Origin of the sequence: Nonomuraea bangladeshensis, from assembly GCF_039529455.1 — a bacterium.
In the GTDB taxonomy this organism is placed as follows: domain Bacteria; phylum Actinomycetota; class Actinomycetes; order Streptosporangiales; family Streptosporangiaceae; genus Nonomuraea; species Nonomuraea bangladeshensis.
In genome coordinates, this window is sequence record NZ_BAAAMV010000015.1 from 37,906 (window position 1) to 56,053 (window position 18,148).

An 18,148-nucleotide genomic window follows, 5' to 3' on the forward strand; every position below is an offset into this window, starting at 1 on the left:
TGTCATCCCCCGGTGTTCACCCTCAAGCCGTCCAGTTGGTCCGTCACTGGCCCGACGTTCAGCGGAGTCCATCCAGCCCCCCTTGGCTTGTCCCCGAACGTGCCGAAAGCGAGGATCAGCGAGAGCGCGGCGACCGCCGCCAGAACTCCCGCCATCACCATCGCCGCTGTCCTCGAGGGTACGAGCGATGCGAGTGTTCTGCGCATCTGCTTGCCGGGGCCCTCGACCCCGGGCCCCGCGCAGACCGTCCAGAGCGCGACCGCCGCGCCCCAGGCCAGGGCGTTGGACGAGACGGTGTCGGTGACCACCGTGAGCAGCAGCGTCACGGGCAGCCCCAGGATGAGCGCGTAGAGCGTGAGCGCGAGCGTGATGCCCGCCGACTTGGCCAGCGCCGCGGGGTGGGCGAACACCCGCAGCACGTCGAGCGCCGCCGCCCCGGCCGGACGCCTTCCGGCGAGCTGCGGCTGCGCGATGTCGGCCGCGCGCAGCAGCACCGCGAACGGGACGGCCACGATCGCCACGAGCAGGGGCTCCAGCGCCGCCGCCACGACCATGATGACCAGCAGCATCCAGCCGGCCACGCCGTACGCCCTGGACCGCTGCAGCGGGTTGCCCGGGATCACGCCCGGCAGGTAAGGCTCCCGCTGCGTCGGGTCGTGATGATAGTGCTGCTGTGCCGGGATGTAGGGCGGCGGCTGCATCGGCATGGGGCCGTGGCGGCCGTACTCGGGAACGTCGGGGGCCACGCGGCCCGCCGGGTCGTAGCCCGGGGCCATCCGGCCGGCGTCGGGCACGGGCCCGGCCACGCCGGGGGTGAGCCGCGCCGCGTCGAGCCCCTGCCCGTGCAGGTTGGGCCCGGACAGGTTGGGTCCGGACAGGTTGGAGCGACCCAGCTCCGGCGAACCGGGACGGACCCGGCGAGTAGGGACGTCCTCCTCGCCGGACGGCACCGGGTGGCCGCCGCTCTGCAGGCCGGGCCAGGGCTGCACGGGCTGCTGCGGGGGCGCCGCCGCGGCGTTCTCGCGCTGGATGCGGCGCAGCTCCTCCGGCGTCACCCTGCGGGTGGGCCAGGGGTCGCCGCCGTCGCCGAGCAGGCTCTCCGCGGGCACGTTGGGGTGCGATCCGCCCGGCACGCCGGAACCCGGCGGGTTCGGGGCCTCCTGGCCGGGCAGCAGCGACACGTACGGCTGGTCCTGCGGCGGGATCGTCGGCTGCCGCTCCTGCCCGTCGAGCAGCCGCCGCGGCGTGACCGCCGGCGTGGAGATGTCGTAGGACGGCCGGTCGGCGAGGTGCGGCGGCGGGGTCTCCGGCGGGCGCGGCACCGTCGAGATCTCGTCGGGGACGCTGCCCGGCGGCGGCTGCGGCAGCATCCGGGCGGTCTGTTCGGCCAGCTCGGCCGCCTTGGGCCGCTTGGCCGGGTTGCGCTGGAAGGCCGCCTTGAGCAGCGGCTGCAACGTCGCGGGAGCCGCGCTCACGTCGGCCTTGCCCGCGGTGATGTTGTAGAAGATCATCTCCAGCGTGCCCTTGCCGAAGGGCGGCTGGCCGGTCGCGGCGTAGAGCAGCGTGCCCGCCCAGGCGTGCACGTCGACCTCGGGGCCCGCCTCCTGGCCCTCGATGATCTCGGGGGCGAGGTAGCCGGGCGTGCCGATGAACATGCCGGTCTGCGTCAGCCGGGTCGCGTCGACCGCCTGCGCGATGCCGAAGTCGATGAGGACGGGCTCGCCGTCCAGGATCAGCACGTTGCCCGGCTTGAGGTCGCGGTGGATCACGCCCACCGAGTGCACCGAGGCGAGCGCCGCCGCCACGCCGTGCGCCACCCGGACCAGCGCGGGCAGGTCGAGCGGCCCGTCGTCCTTCACGATCTCGTCGAGCGGACGTCCGGGCACGTAACGGGTGACGATGTAGGGGCGATGACCGGTCACATCGGCGTCGACCACTTCGGCGATGTATTTGCTGCGCACCCGGCGCATGGTCTCGACCTCGCGCGAAAGCCGCCGCCTGGCGACCTCGTCGCCCGCGACCTCGCCCCGCAGGACCTTGACCGCCACCTGCCGCCCCTGCGGGTCGACAGCGAGGTGGACAACGCCCATCCCGCCTTCACCGAGCCGCCTGAGCAGCCGGTAAGGGCCTAGTCGGTCATCGTTCATGGCATGAAGCACCATACCGGCTTAATCCCCGCCCACGAGATGAACCATGAGGCCACATTCCCACCTCGTACAACGTCCGGAAGGGCCTCTCCGGTTTCCCGGACGTGGGTCTCGAATCGGCCTCGATTTCTCCTTCAGCCCGCCAGCGGCAGGACCTCGGCGCGCTTCAGCCCGGCGAGCGCCGCGCCGGGCAGCGCCAGTTTCGAGCGGCGCAGCCCGCTGCCGATCACCACCCTCGCGTGCTCGGCGACGTGCGTGTCCACCAGGATCGGCCACTCCTCGGGCAGGCCGATCGGGGTGATGCCGCCGTATTCCATGCCGGTCAGCTCGACGGCCTCGGCCATCGGCGCGAAGCTCGCCTTGCGGGCCTCGAGGTGCCTGCGCACCACGCCGTTGACGTCGGCCCGCATCGTCGCGAGCACCATGCAGGCGGCGTAGCGGGTCTCGCCGCCCCGTTTCGCGGCCACGATCACGCAGTTGGCGGACTCGTCGAGGCGTACGCCGTAACGGTCGCAGAACGCCGCGGTGTCGGCCAGATCGGGGTCGATCTCGGCCACCTCGACGCCGTCGACCGCCGTCACGGCCCGTGCCACCGGGCCGGCCAGCAGGTCGGCTCGTCCGGTGGCGGGCTCCCAGTGCAAGCTCATGCCATCTCCTTGTTCGCCTCTCCCGGAAACCCTACGGCGGTCCGGGGAGTGGCGGGGTTCAGGGGACGGCCGGTGCCGTCAGGCCGACCGCACCGCGCGCTGGTGCAGTTGGGTGACGGCGGCGCGGGCGGACTCCATGGCCCCCGCCTGCCAGGCGATCAGCTGGGTGAGCCAGTCGCCCGCGAAGTAAACCCTTCCGGCGGGGCGTTGCAGAAGAGTGAAGGACGAATCAAAGACCGGCCAGCGCACCCACGCCCCCTCGATGTGCGGCTGGCGGTGCCAGGCGATCGAGACGTCGGCCAGCACGCCCTGGCGGTACTTCTCGCCGTGGATCTTCTTGCCCTGGGTGAGCGCGCGGCGCCGGCGGTCCTCCGGGGAGAGCGCGCCGTACAGCTCGGCGTCGCGCTCGGTGTTGTAGTAGCCGACGAGCACGCCGCGGCCGGAGTGGTAGCCGTGCGAGGGGTACCAGATGTGGGTGATGTCGAGGTCGGTCTCGGTGACGCCGCCGTAGATGCGGTCCTCGCTCTCCCACCAGCGCCGGTCGTACTCCAGGCCGATCTTGCCGGCGGCGACCGGGACGGGCGTCTTCAGCGCGGCCGTGACCTCCGCGCCGAGGTTGTGCGGGATCTTGGCCATGACGTGCGGCGGGAGGGCGGCCACGCAGTAGTCGGCCTTGATCGAGCCGCCGTCCCAGACGACCTCGACGCCGTCGGCCAGCGTCGTGATCCTGGTGACCTTGGCCCCGGTCCTGATGCGCTCGGCGCCGACGGCCTCGACGAGCTTGACGACGATCGCGTCCATGCCGCCGACCGGCTGGAACATGGGGGTGGCCATGTCGTGGCCGAAGTCGTTCAGCACCAGCCGTCCGGTGCCGGCGGCCAGCACGTCGGTGAGGGAGAGGGGCGCGTCGAGCGTGCCCGCGTCGACCCCCGGGTACGTCGCGAAGCCGCGGCGCGCGGAGCCGTCGTACTCCAGCTTCGGGCCGAGGTCGCCGAAGCGGCGCAGGAAGTCGAGCAGGCGCTCCCGGTCCTGCGCGGAGACGGCCCGGTCGAGCGCGCCGCGGTCAGTGGCCTTGGCCAGCAGCTCGGCGACGTAGCCGTACAGGTCGGCGCGGGCGGCGCGGACCCGCATGGTCCGCCCGCCGGTGTGGACGTAGGCCATGGCGTTGTGGTTGACGAACACCTCGACGGGGACGCCCAGCTCGCGGCAGTAGTCCAGGGTCAGCATCCAGGGCGCGATGCGGCCGGGGCCGGCGTTGAAGTACTGGCCCTCGCCGAACGCGGCCTGCTGCACCGGGCCGTTCAGCTCCGGCAGGCGGTCGCCGCCGCGCAGCGTCAGGTTCCGGCCGCCCGCCTTCTCCCTGGCCTCCAGCACGGTGCAGTCGTAGCCGGCCTTGCCCAGCTCGTACGCCGCCGTCAGCCCCGCCACCCCGGCCCCCAGGATCACGACCTTGGCCGAGCCCTTGCCGCGCAGCGTGAAGTCGCCCTGCCGGGGTGGGGTGAACGCCTTGTCCTGCTCCGACGGCGCCAGGCCGAGGGCGCCCATGGCCGCGTACATGGCGCCCGCGCCGCCCGCCGCGCCGATCCCGATGAGCAGCCCTCGCCGCGTCAGCGCCGCCCGTTCCACGTCCCGCTCCTCATCCGTACGGGCCGCTGCCGCACGCTATCTGGCCGCCGATCGTGGCGAAGATGCCGAACAGAGCCATGATCTGGGTGAAGTCGTCCGTGGTGAACTCGGTGTGCCGCGAGCCCACCTGCTTCACCCCCGGCACCAGCGCCACGGCGGCCGCGATGGCCGTCGAGTTCCACTCCACCCCCAAGGTGTACGGCGCCTCCACCCGGTACGGAGTGAAATCGCCGAGCCGCCCCAGCGCGCGGGCCGCCGCCTCGCGGATGCGGGCCTGGGCCACGCTCGGCGGCAGCAGCTCGGCCGAGAACTTGTCGATGCCCTTCTTGACCGCCACCGTCTCGACGTCGCCGAGGACCTCGCGGGCCTCCTCGCCGACGGCCTCGTCGCCGGTGACCAGCACGACGGGCACCCCGTGGTAGCCGGCGCAGGCCGCCACCAGCCGGGTCTCGCCGCACGGCTCGCCGTTGAGCTGGACGTTCTGGATCTCCTTGCCCATCCACGTGTGGTTGAGCACGCCGTCCTGGACGCCCGCCCGCGCGTGGTAGCCCACGAAGCACGCCGCCGCGAACGACCCGTCGAGGCCCTGCGCCATCCGCTGCGCCTTGCCAGGACCGCGGATCAGGCTGGCCCGCGGGTCCAGCAGGTCGATGCGGAGGTTCTTGGTGGAGCCGTGGGCGTCGTTGACCAGCACGGTGCCCGCGCCCGCGTCGAACGCGCCCGTGACCGCGGCGTTGGCGTCGGCGGTCATCAGCTCGCAGCCGCGCTCGTAGTCGCGCCCGCCGGTGTGCATCTCCTCGGGATCGGTGAGGCCGGTCACGCCCTCCATGTCCACCGACAGATAAACCTTCACGGTCAGCTCCCCCAGTTCTCCACGCGCCGAGTCTCGGCCTCGGTCATCATCCCGACGTTCTCCGTCATGAACGCGGCCGCCTGCGCCCGCCACGCCTCCGGGATCTCCTCGATCGCGGGCGGGTAACAGTGGTCGAGCCAGCTCGTGGACTCCTCCGTCGCCTCGAAGAAGTCGAGCGCCGGGCCGAAGAGCGTGTTCTCGATGCCCGGGACGCGGGCCAGGCCGTACTCGATCATCTCCTGGCCGCCGTAGGGCGGCTTGCGCAGCCACTTGCGGGCGAACGGGCGATCGGCGGTGACGGGCGTGTTCAGCGGGCGGCGCTCGACGGCGGCCTGGATGAGCTCCTTGTAGAGGCACTTGCCGCAGTCGCGGCACGGGCCGTCGGTGCCGCGCAGGCACCAGCGGACCTGTTCGCGCAGGTCGGAGTTCAGGGCGAGGCGCATCGTGGTCGCCTCGCTGACGCCGCCGACCGGCAGCACCAGGTGGACGCCGGCGGCGGCGAACAGCCGGCCCCACTTGCCGTGCGGCGACCACATGGGGTTGTCGGGGGTGTAGCGGTGCAGGTAGCGGCCGCCGCCGAGCCAGCGTGAGCCCATCTCGTAGCCGAAGCCGAGGCCGCCGAGGCCGAGCTGGTCGGCGAGGAGCAGCGCCCCGGCGGCGACCGCGTGGTGCTCGGGGTAGCCGGGGCGGGGCTCGGCGAGGGTGTACTCCAGGTCGGAGGTGACGGTGGTGACCTCGCGCCCGGTCTTCGCGGCGAGCTTGGCCAGCACGTCGGAGCGGTAGTGCGGCCACCGGTTGGGGATGCGCCGGTGCGGCACCCGGTGGAAGTGCAGGAAGGGCGACTCGGGGAAGATCGTGGCCGCGGCCACGGAGTCGGCGCCGCCGCTGTAGGAGATCCCGAGCGTCGGCCCCGGCCGCCTCGGCTCGGCGCCGACCGGCCCGGCCTCGACGCCCCAGCCGTCGTGCAGCGCGGCGGCGACCTCGGCCGAGATCGCCCGGTCGAAGAGCACCCGCCTGCGCGTCCAGGGGGCGACGACGGTCCAGGCCGCGACGGCGAACAGGTCGGGATGCGCGTCCCCGGGGACGCCGCCGATCGTGCAGGAGTTGATGGCGAGCTTGACGGGGTGCTCGTCGGAGGCCCTGCCGGTGATCTCGTCCTCGGCGTCGAGGCGGAAGCTCAGGTCGCCGCCGGTCCAGGTCACGCGCATGGGCGTTCCTCTCCGGAGCTCTGGCCGGGCACGGGCGTGCTCTGCCGGGCGCGCAGGTCGTCGATGGCCTGCCAGACCAGGACCTCGTTCTGCAGCACGCCGTCCAGCGCCTTGGCCGTCTCCTGCGCCAGCCGGTGGGTGTCGTCCAGCCGCGCCTTGTCCGTCGCCGCCATGGCGGGGCGCGGCGCGGGCTTCGCCACGGCCTTGCGCAGCCGCTCGACCTCGGCCTGGAGCCCGGTCACCTCGCGCCGGAGCGTCTGGACCTCCCAGAGCGCGTCCCTGATGTCCTGCCGGTGGTCGGCGACGGAGATGTACCGGGAGTCGAACCATGTGCGCACGGCCTTCCGGAGCCGCGCGGGGACCAGGGTGCGCATCATGAGACGTCACGATACTGCTAAAGGCAGAGTAAAAAGTGCGCCAGTGATAACAGGTACAGCTCTGTGTGGACCGCCCCCCGGAGCCGGGGAGCGGCCTGTGTAATCAAGTGTTTACCGGCCGGTGAACTTGGGCTTGGCCTTCTCCGCGAACGCGCGCATGCCGATCTTGGCGTCGTCGGTCGCGAACAGGCCGGAGAACTGCAGCCGCTCGATCTCAAGCCCGGTGTCGAGATCGACCTCCAGGCCCTGGTCCACGGCCTGCTTGGCGGCGCGCACCGCGATCGACGGGCCGCCCACGAACGTCGCGGCCCACTCCAGCGCCGCCGTGTAGACCTGCTCGTCCGGCACCACCCGGTCGACCAGGCCGATCTCCAGGGCCTCGGCCGCGGACACGTGCCGGCCGGTGAAGATCAGGTCCTTGGCGCGGGCCGGGCCCACCAGGCGCGGCAGACGCTGGGTGCCGCCCGCGCCGGGGATGATGCCGAGCAGGATCTCCGGCTGGCCCAGCTTGGCCGACTCGCCCGCCACCCGGAAGTCGGCGCACAGGGCGAGCTCGCAGCCGCCGCCCAGCGCGTAGCCGGTGATGGCGGCGATGACCGGCTTGCCGATGCGGGCCACCGTCGTGAAGCACGCCTGCAACGTGCTGGAGTGAGCGGACATGTCCGCGTAGGACATGTCGGCCATCTCCTTGATGTCGGCGCCCGCCGCGAAGACCCGCTCGCCGCCGTAGAGGATGACCGCCTGCACCTGCGGGTCCTCGTCCACGATACGGGCCGCTTCGGCGATCTCTCGTTGGACCTGGCCGTTGAGCGCGTTCATCTTGGGACGGTCGAGACGGATCGTGGCGATCTGGTCGGCCACTTCGACGCTCACAAACTCACCCATGGTCCGAACCTAACAGGCCGCTCCCCCGCCGCCCGGCCGGGCTCGGGCGCGGCGGCGTTTGCTCCTCCGGCCGGCGGGGAGGCGAAGGTCTTCCCGCAGGTCTTCCCGCAGGTGAGGAGCTCGGACGTGCTGACTGTGACCGACAACGCCGTGGACGCGATTCGCGACCTGATGGACGGCGAGGACGTGCCGCCCCACGCCGGCCTGCGCATCGCCGCCATCCCGGACAGGGCGGGCACACTGGAGTTGTCCCTGGCTAGCACGCCGGAGGCCGGGGACCAGGTGATCGAGAAGGGGGACGTGCGGGTCTTCGTGGCCGAGGACACCGTGGCGGTCCTGGACGACAAGTCGCTCGACGCCCGGCCGGGGAGCCCGAGGCAGCCGACGTTCCACCTGGACCGGCGGCCCTAGCCCCGGTGGATTTGTCACTACGTACCCACTGATATCGGTCGCACGGCGGCAGATCCCGTGTCACGATGACGGCGCGTCCGATCTCAAGGAGTGCCCGATGCGTCACGATCCGTTGTTACCGGAAGCCGTCGCCCGCGCCGTGGCCCGCTACCGCTCGCTCCGCGACGAGCACGGGGTCACCTGGGGCGAGCCGTCCCTCTCCTACGTCACGCAGGCCCGCGCCACGGTCTTCCTCGACCTCAGGCACCGCTTCTGGGGCCCGGCCATGAGCCTGCTCGCCGCCCGCCACCCCGGACTGTCCGACGGGGAGCTGGAGGACCGCCTCGGCGAGGTGGACGTCGACCTCGTGGTACGCGACGCCCTCGGCGACGAGGTCGCCGACAACCTGCCCGCGCTGCGCCTGACCCCGTCCGGGGCGGCGCTGGAGGCCGTCGGGCGCGTGCTGCTCGACGGCACGCCGCTGCGCACCGCGCTGCTGCTGGACTCACGCACGGACGACCCGGTCGAGGTGGTCGTGGACGGCGTGCCGCACGTGGTGCCGCCGCGCGGCGCCGAGATCGTCGAGGTGACGGGCGAGGTGGTCGTCGCGGGCCGGGCCGTGGACCTGTCGCCGCTGGCCCGGCGGGCCGGCGCGGCGGCGCTCCGGTTGCGGGCCGGGTTCCCGTGCCGGTGGAGCGTGACCGGCGCGAACGGCCAGGGCTGGTATCCCGAGGGCGTCCCGCCCAAGGTGGACGCGCACGGGAGGCCGTACTTCCACGGCGACGACCTGGTGGTGGCCGTGCCCGCCGAGCCGCTGACCGTGACCGTGACCAGGGGCATGGAGTACGCCTCCGCCGAGGCCGCGGTGACCCCCGTCCAGGGCCGCGAGACGCTGGTCGAGCTGACCCCCGAGCGCCTGTACGACGCCGCGGCCCGCGGCTGGTACGGCGGCGACCTGCACGTCCACCTCAACTGGATGGGCGAGGAGCCGGCCGCGCCCGAGCTGGCCGCCGCCGCGCAGCACGGCGAGGACCTGCACGTGCTCAACCTGGTCGCGGGCAACGTGGCGGCCGAGCGGGTCTACGACGCCGAGGCGCTGGAGCACTGGGCGGGCCGCGACCTGCCGTGGTCGGACGGGCGCCACCTCGCCAGGTTCGGCGTCGAGTACCGCAACGACCTCGTCGGGCACGCGACCGCGTTCGGGCTGCGCGCCGCGCCGGAGCGGCGGCACTCGGGCTTCCTCGGCACGGCCGACTGGCCGCCGAACGCGGTGGCGCTGGAGGAACTGCGCGAACTCGGCGGCGTGACCGGCTACGGGCACCCCTTCCACACGCCCTTCACCGACGACGACCCTCCCGACGTGGTGCTGAGCCGCGGGCGGAACTGCTCGGCCAGGGAGATCGTGGCCGACGCCGCGCTCGGCCTGGTGGACTGCCTGGACGTGCTCAACCACTCCTCGGTCGCCGCCACCGCCGCCGTCTACCGGCGGCTGATCGGCGCGGGCAACCGGCTCGCCGTCACCGCGGGCACCGACGCGGTGCTGTCGTTCTGCCGGCGCGGCACGGCGTCCTCGCCGCCGGGCTGGGAGCGCGTGTACGCGCACGTCGGCGGGCCGCTGACCGCCGAGTCCTACGCGGAGGCGCTCCTGCTGGGCCGCACGTTCGCGACCTCCGGGCCGTGGCTGGAGCTCACGGTGGACGGCCACGGTCCTGGCGACACGCTGGACCTGCCGGTCGGGGCCCGGGTGGAGATCGCCGTGAGCTCGGTGGGGCCCGAGGTCGAGTCGCTGGAGATCCGCACCGCGGACGGCGTGCTGGCGCAGGGCCCGCCGGGGCGGCTCGCGGCCTCGCTGGTGGTCGGCGAGCCCACGTACGTGGTGGCCGTGGCCACGGGCGGGCCGCACCCGCGCGCCTTCCACCCGTCCGGCGCCTACGCCCACACCAGCCCCGTCTACCTGAACGTGGCCGGCGAGCACGTGGCCAGGCAGGCGGACGTGCGCTGGTGCCTCGCCTGGCTTGACCGGCTGACGGAGCTCCTGCGCGAGCACGGCTCCTTCGAGACCGAAGAGCAGTTGGCCGACCACCTGCACCTGTACGAGCGCGCCAGAGCGGTCTACCGGGGACGCCTAAGCCCATGACTGAAAAATGTCTTCGCAAAGATCTCGCCTACGAAGGAAATTGTTGAGACGCTGAACGCGCACCGCACCCCCAGTCCCGAGGAGTGTCCATGCGCAGACTTCTGGCGCTCGGCGTGGCCGTCCTGTTGCCGTTAACCCTTGCCCCCACCGCCCAGGCCCAGGCCCAGGACGCCGCCGACCGGCAGCGGGCCTTCGCCGCCGCCGCGGCCGAGTACCAGGTGCCCGAGAGCGTGCTGCTCGGCGTCTCCTACCTGGAGTCGCGGTGGGACGCCCACGCGGGCAGGCCCTCCAGCGACGCCGGCTTCGGCCCCATGCACCTCACGGACGCCGCCGCCTACACCGGCTCCAACCACCACGACGCGGGCGAGGAGGACGCCCGCGGCGACGACGCCAGACCCCTGCCCGCGCCCGCCGAGCGGCCCGCCCCCGCGGAGATCCCCGCCCGGCTGCGGACCATGGAACGCGCTGCGGCGCTCACCGGCGAGAGCCACGAGCGCCTGCGCTCCGACGACGCCGCCAACATCCGCGGCGGCGCGGCCCTGCTGGCCGACTACCAGAAGTCCCTCGGCGCGCCGCTGAGCGACGACCCCGGCGAGTGGTACGGCGCCGTCGCCAAGTATTCAGGCGCCGAGGAGGCCGGGGCCGCCAAGTTCTTCGCCGACGAGGTCTACTCGGTGATCGCCGAGGGCGCCCAGCGCACCACCGACGACGGCGAGCAGGTCCGGCTGCCGGCCGTGACCGGCCTGCGCAAGATCGAGAAGTGGCTGGAGAAGCTGGGCCTGCGGCCCCCGGTCCGCCCCGACGGCGTCGAGTGCCCGGCCTCGATCTCCTGCGAGTGGATCCCGGCGGCCTACCAGGAGCTGCCGCCGGACGACTACGGCCACTACGACCTGGCGAACCGCCCGGTGAGCCAGAAAGTGGACTACATCATCATCCACGACATGGAGGGCTACTTCCTGCCGTCCATCCGGCTCAACCAGGACCCCAACTACGGGGCGAGCTGGCACTACTCCGTCCGCTCCGCCGACGGCCACATCGCCCAGCACATCAAGACCAAGGACGTCGGCTGGCAGGCCGGCAACTGGTACATCAACGCCAAGTCCATCGGCATCGAGCACGAGGGCTTCCTGGCCGAGGGCAGCACCTGGTACACCGAGGCGATGTACCGCTCGTCCGCCCGCCTGGTCCGCTACCTGGCGCTGCGGCACGGCGTGCCGCTCGACCGCGCGCACATCCTGGGCCACGACAATGTCCCCGGCACGCTGCCGACGACCGTGCGCGGCATGCACGAGGACCCGGGCCCGTTCTGGGACTGGGCGCACTACTTCCAGCTCATGGGCGCGCCGCTGCACCAGCTCGGCGGGCCGCGCTCCGGCAGCGTCATGATCAAGCCGGACTTCGCCACCAACAAGCCCTACTTCTACGGCTGCGACCGCAAGAACCCCGAGGCCGCCTGCCCGCCGCTGCCCGCCCACACGGTGTGGCTGCGCACCGAGCCGCGCGCCGACGCCCCGCTGGTCAAGGACATCGGCAAGCACCCCACGGGCGAGTCGCTCTACAGCGTCTACGACCACAGCGCCCGCGCCAGCACCGGCCAGCGCTTCGCCGTCGCCGAGCGCCGGGGCGACTGGACGGCCATCTGGTATCTCGGCCAGAAGGCGTGGTTCCACAACCCGGCCTTGGCGCCGACCGCCGTCCCGTCGGCCGGCCTGGTGGTGACGCCGAAGCCGGGCCTCGCCACGGTCCCGGTGTACGGGCGGGCGTACCCGGAGCAGGAGGCGTACCCGGCGGACATCCCGTACCAGGCGGTGACGCCGCTACAGTACACGTTCTCGGCGGGCGAGAAGTACACCCTCGCCGGACCGGCGGCCACCGAGTACTACCGGGCGGTCACCTTCAACCTGGAGGACCACAAGGTGGTGCGCGGCAAGACCAAGTATCTGCAGATCCAGTTCGGTCACCGGGTGATGTTCGTCAAGGCTGACGACGTGCGGGTGTCGTTCTCCGGGTGAACTCGCTGACGGCCCTGCGGGTGCTGGCCAGCGCCTCCTGCGAGGAGTCGTAGGTGCGCTGCGCCACCCCGACGAACAGGCAGTCGACGACGAGGAGCTGGCTGATCCTGCTGGCCAGGGCGCCGGGACGGAACTCCGTCTCGCGCCCGGCCGAGATGAGCACGTGCTCGGCCAGCTCCGCGATCGACGAGCGCGGGTTGTTGGTGATCGCCACGGTGGTGGCGCCCGCCTCCTTGGCCCGCGTGAGCGGCTCGATAACGTCGGGGGTCTCGCCCGAGGTGCTGATGCCGATCGCCACGTCGCCGGGCCGCAGCAGCACGGCGCTGGTGAGCGCGAGGTGAGCGTCCTGGAAGGCGTGGCTGGACAGGCCGATGCGCAGCAGCTTCTGCGCGACGTCCCCGGCCACCAGGCCGGAGGCGCTGACACCGTAGGCGTCGATCCTGCGGGCCCCGACGATGGCGTCCACGACCAGGCCCAGCCGCTCGCTGGTGAGCTGGGCGACCGTGTCGTTGATCGCCTCGGACTCGGCCCGCGCGACCTTCTGGATCACCGCCGACAGCGGGTCGTCGGGGGCGAGGTCGCCGGGCACGAGCCGGTCGGGCTGCGCGGCCGCGGCCGCGAGCGCCAGCCTGAGCTGCGGGTAGCCGGCGAACCCCAGCAGCCGCGCGGTCCGCACGATCGTGGCCTCGCTGGTGCCCGAGGCGGCGGACAGCTCGGTGATGGTGCTCCGCGCCACCGTCGCCGGGTCCTCCAGGATGAGGCGGGCCACGGTCTGGGCGGCCGGCGTCAGGGACGGCAGCACACCTCGGACCGTGGCCACCAGAGTGTCGGCCCGCAGGCCGTTGGCACTGTCGTCCACCCCCCGATTATGCCTGGGCTTTAACGCAATGTGCCGTTCGTCATGCCCACGGGTTCCTCGGGGACCGCGATGAGGCCGAGCTCGGCCGTCGTCGCGACGAGCGGGTGATCCGGGACGACCCGGACGGTGTAGCCGAAAGCACCCGTGCGGTCGAGCGGCACCACGCCCGTGTAGTGGGCGCGGCCGTCGTCGTCCACCGACTGGCAGGTCATCTTCGCGTACGACGGGTGGACCAGCTCGTCGTGCGGCCCGACCTTGCCGTACGCGGCCTGGACCAGCACGTCGCCGGGCTCCAGGTCGCCGAGCGCCACCGTGGCGTGCACCTCGATCGCGGCCCCCACCTCGGGGGTGTCCGTGTCGCCCGCGCCGGACGCCTCCACGTGCTCCACCCGCACCCCCGGCCAGGCCCGGGTGACCCGGACCCGCCAGGCGGCGAACGCCTTGGCCGGGGCGTGGGCGTCGGCCGCCAGCGCCCGCGCGGACTTGGCGGCCGGGGTGTAGAGGTCCACGACGTAGTCGCGCAGCATGCGCCCGGCCAGCACCTTCGGCCCGAGCGAGGCGAGGGTGTGCTTGACCATCTCCAGCCAGCGCCGGGGCAGGCCGTCGAAGGCCCGGTCGTAGAAGCGGTCGGACACCTCGTGCTCGATGAGGTCGTAGAGTGCGGCGGCCTCCAGCTCGTCACGCCGGTCGGGGTCGGTGACGCCGTCGGCGGTGGGGATCGCCCAGCCGTTGGTGCCGTCGTACCACTCGTCCCACCAGCCGTCGCGGATCGACAGGTTGAGCCCGCCGTTGAGCGCGGACTTCATGCCCGAGGTGCCGGACGCCTCCAGCGGGCGCAGCGGGTTGTTGAGCCACACGTCGCAGCCCTGGGTCATGAGCTGGCCGAGCGCCATGTCGTAGTCGGGCAGGAAGACGATCCGGTGGCGCACGTCGGCCTGGTCGGCGAACTTGACGATCTGCTGGATGAGCTTCTTGCCGCCCTCGTCGGCGGGGTGCGCCTTGCCGGCGATGACGATCTGCACCGGCTTGTCCGGGTCGAGCAGCAGCTCGGTGAGCCGCCGCTGGTCGCGCAGCATGAGCGTGAGCCGCTTGTACGACGGCACCCGCCGGGCGAAGCCGATGGTCAGCACGTCGGGGTCGAGCGCGTCGTCGATCCATCCCAGCTCGGCGTCGGAGGCCCCGCGCTCCCGCCAGGACCTGCGCAGGCGAGCCCGGGCGCCCTCGACCAGGCGGCGGCGCAGCACCCCCCGGATCTCCCACAGGTCGGCGTCGGAGAGCTTCTGGATGCCCTCCCAGCCGCGGGCGCGCTCCAGCAGCGCGGGCAGCTCGCGCCCGGCCAGCTCCATCAGCTCGCGGCCCACCCAGGTCGGGGCGTGCACGCCGTTGGTGATGGAGCCGATCGGCACCTCGTCGAGGTCGAACCCCGGCCAAAGGTCCTTGAACATCTCGCGGCTGACCTCACCGTGGAGCTGCGAGACGCCGTTGACCCGCTGGGCCAGGCGCATGCCCATGACGGCCATGTTGAACCGCCCGGGGTCGGACTCCGCGCCCAGGGCGAGGATGCGCTCGACGGGCACGGTCGGCCAGGACGCCGAGCCGCCGAAGTGGCGCTCGATCAGCTCGACGGGGAAGCGGTCGATGCCCGCGGGCACCGGCGTGTGCGTGGTGAAGACGGTGCCGGCGCGTACGGCCTCCAGCGCCTCGTCGAAGGTGAGCCTCGCCTCGGTCAGCTCGCGGATGCGCTCCAGGCCGAGGAAGCCGGCGTGGCCCTCGTTGGTGTGGAAGACCTCGGGCTCGGGGTGTCCGGTGACCCGGCAGTAGGCCCGGATGGCGCGCACGCCGCCGACGCCGAGCAGCAGCTCCTGCATGAGCCGGTGGTCGGTGCCGCCGCCGTAGAGGCGGTCGGTGATGTCGCGGGCGGCGTTGTCGTTGTCGGCGACGTCGGAGTCGAGCAGCAGCAGCGGCACCCGGCCGACCTGCGCCACCCAGACCTGGGCGTGCAGCACGCGCTCGTCGGGCAGCCCCAGGCGGATCTTGACCGGGGTGCCGTCGGCCTCCTTCAGCAGGGACAACGGCAGGCCGCCCGGGTCGAGCGAGGGGTAGTGCTCAAGCTGCCAGCCCTCGGGCGACAGCGACTGCGTGAAGTAGCCGTGCCGGTAGAGCAGGCCGACCGCGAGGATCGGCACGCCGAGGTCGCTGGCGGCCTTGAGGTGGTCGCCGGCCAGGATGCCGAGCCCGCCGGAGTATTGCGGCAGGGCGGCGGCGATGCCGAACTCGGGCGAGAAGTAGGCGATGGCCCGCGCGCCGTCGGGCAGCGTCTGGTACCAGCGCGGCGAGGTGATGTATTCGCGCAGGTCGTCGGCGGCGTCGGCGAGCCGCCGCAGGAAGCGGCGGTCGGCCGCCAGCTCGGCGAGCCGTGCGGGCGTGACGACCCCCAGCAGGGCCACGGGATCGTGCCCGACCTGCTCCCAGAGATCGGCGTCGACCTCGGCGAACAGGTCCAGCGTCTCCGGGTGCCAGGACCAGCGGAGATTGTGTACGAGCTCGCCGAGGGCGGCCAGCTCCGTGGGCAGGACGGTGCGGACGGTAAACCGACGGATAGCTCTCACGTTGTGCACCCTACGGGCTAGGAGGGACCTCTCGTTCCTTCACCCCCATCGGAGCCCTTCAAACCACTTCCGAAGACAAGCATGAAGAGGGCGCAATGGGGCAACTTTCCCTAATGTTGGGTTCTCCCGCGAACTTCTGCGGGAGGTCTATCCGCTGCTGTCCAGAAATAACGTGCGAGGATCGTTCCTGCCACGGAAAACCTCCGGCGGCACCGAGTGTGCCGTCGCAAACCCTTGATTGCGATGATCGGACGAATTCCCATCACGGACATCTCCCCCGTCGTCGACTGCGGGCAGCGGCCCGCCAAGGCGGTCGCCGGCGAGACCTTCGAGGTCTCTGCGACCGTCTTCAGAGAGGGCCATGACGCCGTGGCCGCGGGCGTGGTGCTCACCTCGCCCGATGGGCAGCGTGGCCGGTTGAGACCGATGCGCGAGCTGGGTCCGGGCACCGACCGCTGGGCCACCGAGGTGTGCCTGCCCGCCGAGGGCGACTGGCTCTACCGCGTGGAGGCCTGGAGCGACCCGATCAGCACGTGGCTGCACGACGCCGAGATCAAGATCCCGCGTGGCATGGACGTCGACCTCATGTGCGAGGAGGGCGCGCGGTTGTTCGAGCGGGCGGCCAAGGCCGTGCGCGCGGCCGACTGCCCCTCCGTGCCCACGGGCCAGAACGGCGGCGCCAACGCCACCGGCAGGGCGGGCGGCAACGGCAGGGCGGGCGGCAACGGCGAGCCCTCGTGCGGGCACCGGGCGGCGCTGCTGTCGGTCGCGGCCACGCTGCGCGACGACAACCTCGACCCGCGGGCCCGGCTGTCGATCGCGCAGCTCCCCGACACGGCCGCGCTGCTGGAGGCCCACCCGTTCCGCGAGCTGGTGACCAGGTCGAAGTCGTTCAAGATCCGGGTGGACCGGCGCCGGGCGCTCTACGGCTCCTGGTACGAGTTCTTCCCGCGCTCGGAAGGCGCGGTGGTCAGCCCCGGCATGTCGAGGTCCGGCACCTTCCAGACCGCCGCGAAACGGCTGCCCGCGATCGCCAAGATGGGCTTCGACGTCGTCTACCTGCCGCCGATCCACCCCATCGGCACGACCTTCCGCAAGGGCCGCAACAACACCCTGAGCCCCGAGCCCGACGACCCGGGCTCGCCGTGGGCGATCGGCTCCGAGGACGGCGGCCACGACGCGATCCACCCCGACCTCGGCACCATCGAGGACTTCGACGAGTTCGTGACGCGCACCCGCGAGCTGGGCATGGAGGTCGCGATCGACCTCGCGCTCCAGTGCTCGCCGGACCACCCGTGGGTCAAGGAGCACCCCGAGTGGTTCACGATCAGGGCCGACGGCTCGATCGCCTACGCCGAGAACCCGCCGAAGAAATACCAGGACATCTACCCGCTCAACTTCGACCGGGACCCCGAGGGCATCTACGCCGAGGTCCGCCGGGTGGTGCGGCACTGGATGGACCACGGGGTGCGGATCTTCCGGGTGGACAACCCGCACACCAAGCCGGTGAACTTCTGGGAGCGGCTGCTGGCCGACATCCACACCACCGACCCGGACGTGCTGTTCCTGTCGGAGGCGTTCACCCGGCCGGCGATGATGCGGGCGCTCGCGAAGGTGGGCTTCCACCAGTCGTACACGTACTACACCTGGAAGAACTCCAAGTACGACGTCGAGACCTACCTGTCGGAGCTGGCCAGGGAGACCTCGGCCTACCTGCGGCCCAACCTGTTCGTCAACACGCCGGACATCCTGCACGAGTACCTGCAGCACGGCGGGATGCCGGCGTTCAAGATCCGGGCGGTGCTGGCCGCGCTCGCCTCACCGACTTGGGGGGTTTATTCCGGATATGAACTCGGGGAAAATATCCCAGTCCGTCCGGGAAGTGAAGAATACCTCGATAGTGAGAAATATCAGTACAAGCCTCGCGATTGGATGACCGCCGAACGCGAGGGGCACAGCCTGGCTCCCTTCATCACTCATCTGAATTTGTTTCGAAGAGCGCATCCGGCACTGCAGGAATTGCGTAACCTACGATTTCACCGGGTCGACCAGCCGGACATCGTCTGCTTCTCGAAGCGTCTGCCGGGGGCCTACGACCCGGCCACCAGACGGCACGGGCTGGGCGACGTCGTTCTCGCGGTCGTCAACCTGGATCCGCACCACACCCATGAGGCAACCGTTGATCTTGACCTGCCCGCCCTCGGGCTCGACTGGAACGCCGAGTTCGTCGTGGACGACGAACTGTCCGGCGAGTCCTACCGCTGGCGTCAGAGCAACTACGTGCGCCTCGACCCTCACATCCAGCCTGCCCACATTCTCACCGTACGAGCCGCGCCACGGTAGAACTGAATTCAGCGGGGAGTCTTCAACGTGTGTGTCAGCGCCTCCCTCATGAGCC

Annotated in this window: 13 protein-coding genes; 4 read left to right on the forward strand and 9 right to left on the reverse strand. The window is 71.9% G+C overall.

Features of this window, described 5'->3' with window-relative positions:
• Positions 1-2 precede the first annotated feature (2 nt).
• From ABD292_RS41340 to ABD292_RS41370, 7 genes are all read right to left on the reverse strand, one after another.
• Positions 3-2,147, reverse strand: a complete 2,145-nt coding sequence (locus ABD292_RS41340) for a serine/threonine-protein kinase (RefSeq protein WP_344217484.1) — start codon at positions 2,145-2,147, stop codon at positions 3-5.
• A 134-nt stretch (positions 2,148-2,281) separates the two neighbouring features.
• Complete coding sequence (locus tag ABD292_RS41345) at positions 2,282-2,794, reverse strand: YbaK/EbsC family protein (protein ID WP_344217486.1); 513 nt, start codon at positions 2,792-2,794, stop codon at positions 2,282-2,284.
• Between the two features lie 78 nt (positions 2,795-2,872).
• Positions 2,873-4,420 (reverse strand): flavin monoamine oxidase family protein, encoded by a 1,548-nt coding sequence (locus tag ABD292_RS41350; protein ID WP_344217488.1) that lies wholly within the window; start codon positions 4,418-4,420, stop codon positions 2,873-2,875.
• A gap of 10 nt (positions 4,421-4,430) precedes the next feature.
• Positions 4,431-5,273 (reverse strand): M55 family metallopeptidase, encoded by an 843-nt coding sequence (locus ABD292_RS41355; protein ID WP_344217490.1) that lies wholly within the window; start codon positions 5,271-5,273, stop codon positions 4,431-4,433.
• A 2-nt stretch (positions 5,274-5,275) separates the two neighbouring features.
• The gene (locus tag ABD292_RS41360) at positions 5,276-6,481 is read right to left on the reverse strand and encodes a DUF6395 domain-containing protein (RefSeq protein WP_344217492.1); all 1,206 of its coding nucleotides are present in this window, start codon (positions 6,479-6,481) and stop codon (positions 5,276-5,278) included.
• Positions 6,472-6,858, reverse strand: coding sequence for a hypothetical protein (locus ABD292_RS41365; protein ID WP_344217494.1), 387 nt, complete (start codon positions 6,856-6,858; stop codon positions 6,472-6,474). Before ABD292_RS41365 ends, ABD292_RS41360 begins: the two co-directional genes overlap by 10 nt.
• A 111-nt stretch (positions 6,859-6,969) precedes the next feature.
• The gene (locus ABD292_RS41370) at positions 6,970-7,743 is read right to left on the reverse strand and encodes an enoyl-CoA hydratase/isomerase family protein (protein ID WP_344217496.1); all 774 of its coding nucleotides are present in this window, start codon (positions 7,741-7,743) and stop codon (positions 6,970-6,972) included.
• Positions 7,744-7,869: 126 nt separating this feature from the next.
• Here ABD292_RS41370 and ABD292_RS41375 point away from each other — a divergent pair, with 126 nt between their 5' ends.
• From ABD292_RS41375 to ABD292_RS41385, 3 genes are all read left to right on the forward strand, one after another.
• Positions 7,870-8,154, forward strand: a complete 285-nt coding sequence (locus tag ABD292_RS41375; protein WP_344217498.1) for a HesB/IscA family protein — start codon at positions 7,870-7,872, stop codon at positions 8,152-8,154.
• A 97-nt stretch (positions 8,155-8,251) separates the two neighbouring features.
• Positions 8,252-10,270 (forward strand): CehA/McbA family metallohydrolase, encoded by a 2,019-nt coding sequence (locus ABD292_RS41380; RefSeq protein ID WP_344217500.1) that lies wholly within the window; start codon positions 8,252-8,254, stop codon positions 10,268-10,270.
• Positions 10,271-10,359: 89 nt separating this feature from the next.
• The gene (locus tag ABD292_RS41385; RefSeq protein WP_344217502.1) at positions 10,360-12,282 is read left to right on the forward strand and encodes an N-acetylmuramoyl-L-alanine amidase; all 1,923 of its coding nucleotides are present in this window, start codon (positions 10,360-10,362) and stop codon (positions 12,280-12,282) included.
• Here ABD292_RS41385 and ABD292_RS41390 read toward each other — a convergent pair.
• Both ABD292_RS41390 and glgP read right to left on the reverse strand, forming a co-directional pair.
• Positions 12,245-13,141, reverse strand: coding sequence for a MurR/RpiR family transcriptional regulator (locus ABD292_RS41390; protein WP_329590423.1), 897 nt, complete (start codon positions 13,139-13,141; stop codon positions 12,245-12,247). The two genes, ABD292_RS41385 and ABD292_RS41390, sit on opposite strands and share 38 nt — an antisense overlap.
• A 20-nt stretch (positions 13,142-13,161) precedes the next feature.
• Entirely contained in the window at positions 13,162-15,750 is a 2,589-nt protein-coding gene (glgP, locus tag ABD292_RS41395; RefSeq protein ID WP_344217505.1) for an alpha-glucan family phosphorylase, read from the reverse strand.
• A 243-nt stretch (positions 15,751-15,993) separates the two neighbouring features.
• On the opposite strand from glgP, the gene ABD292_RS41400 reads away from it, so the two are divergent.
• Positions 15,994-18,093 (forward strand): alpha-1,4-glucan--maltose-1-phosphate maltosyltransferase, encoded by a 2,100-nt coding sequence (locus tag ABD292_RS41400; protein WP_344217507.1) that lies wholly within the window; start codon positions 15,994-15,996, stop codon positions 18,091-18,093.
• Positions 18,094-18,148 lie beyond the last annotated feature (55 nt).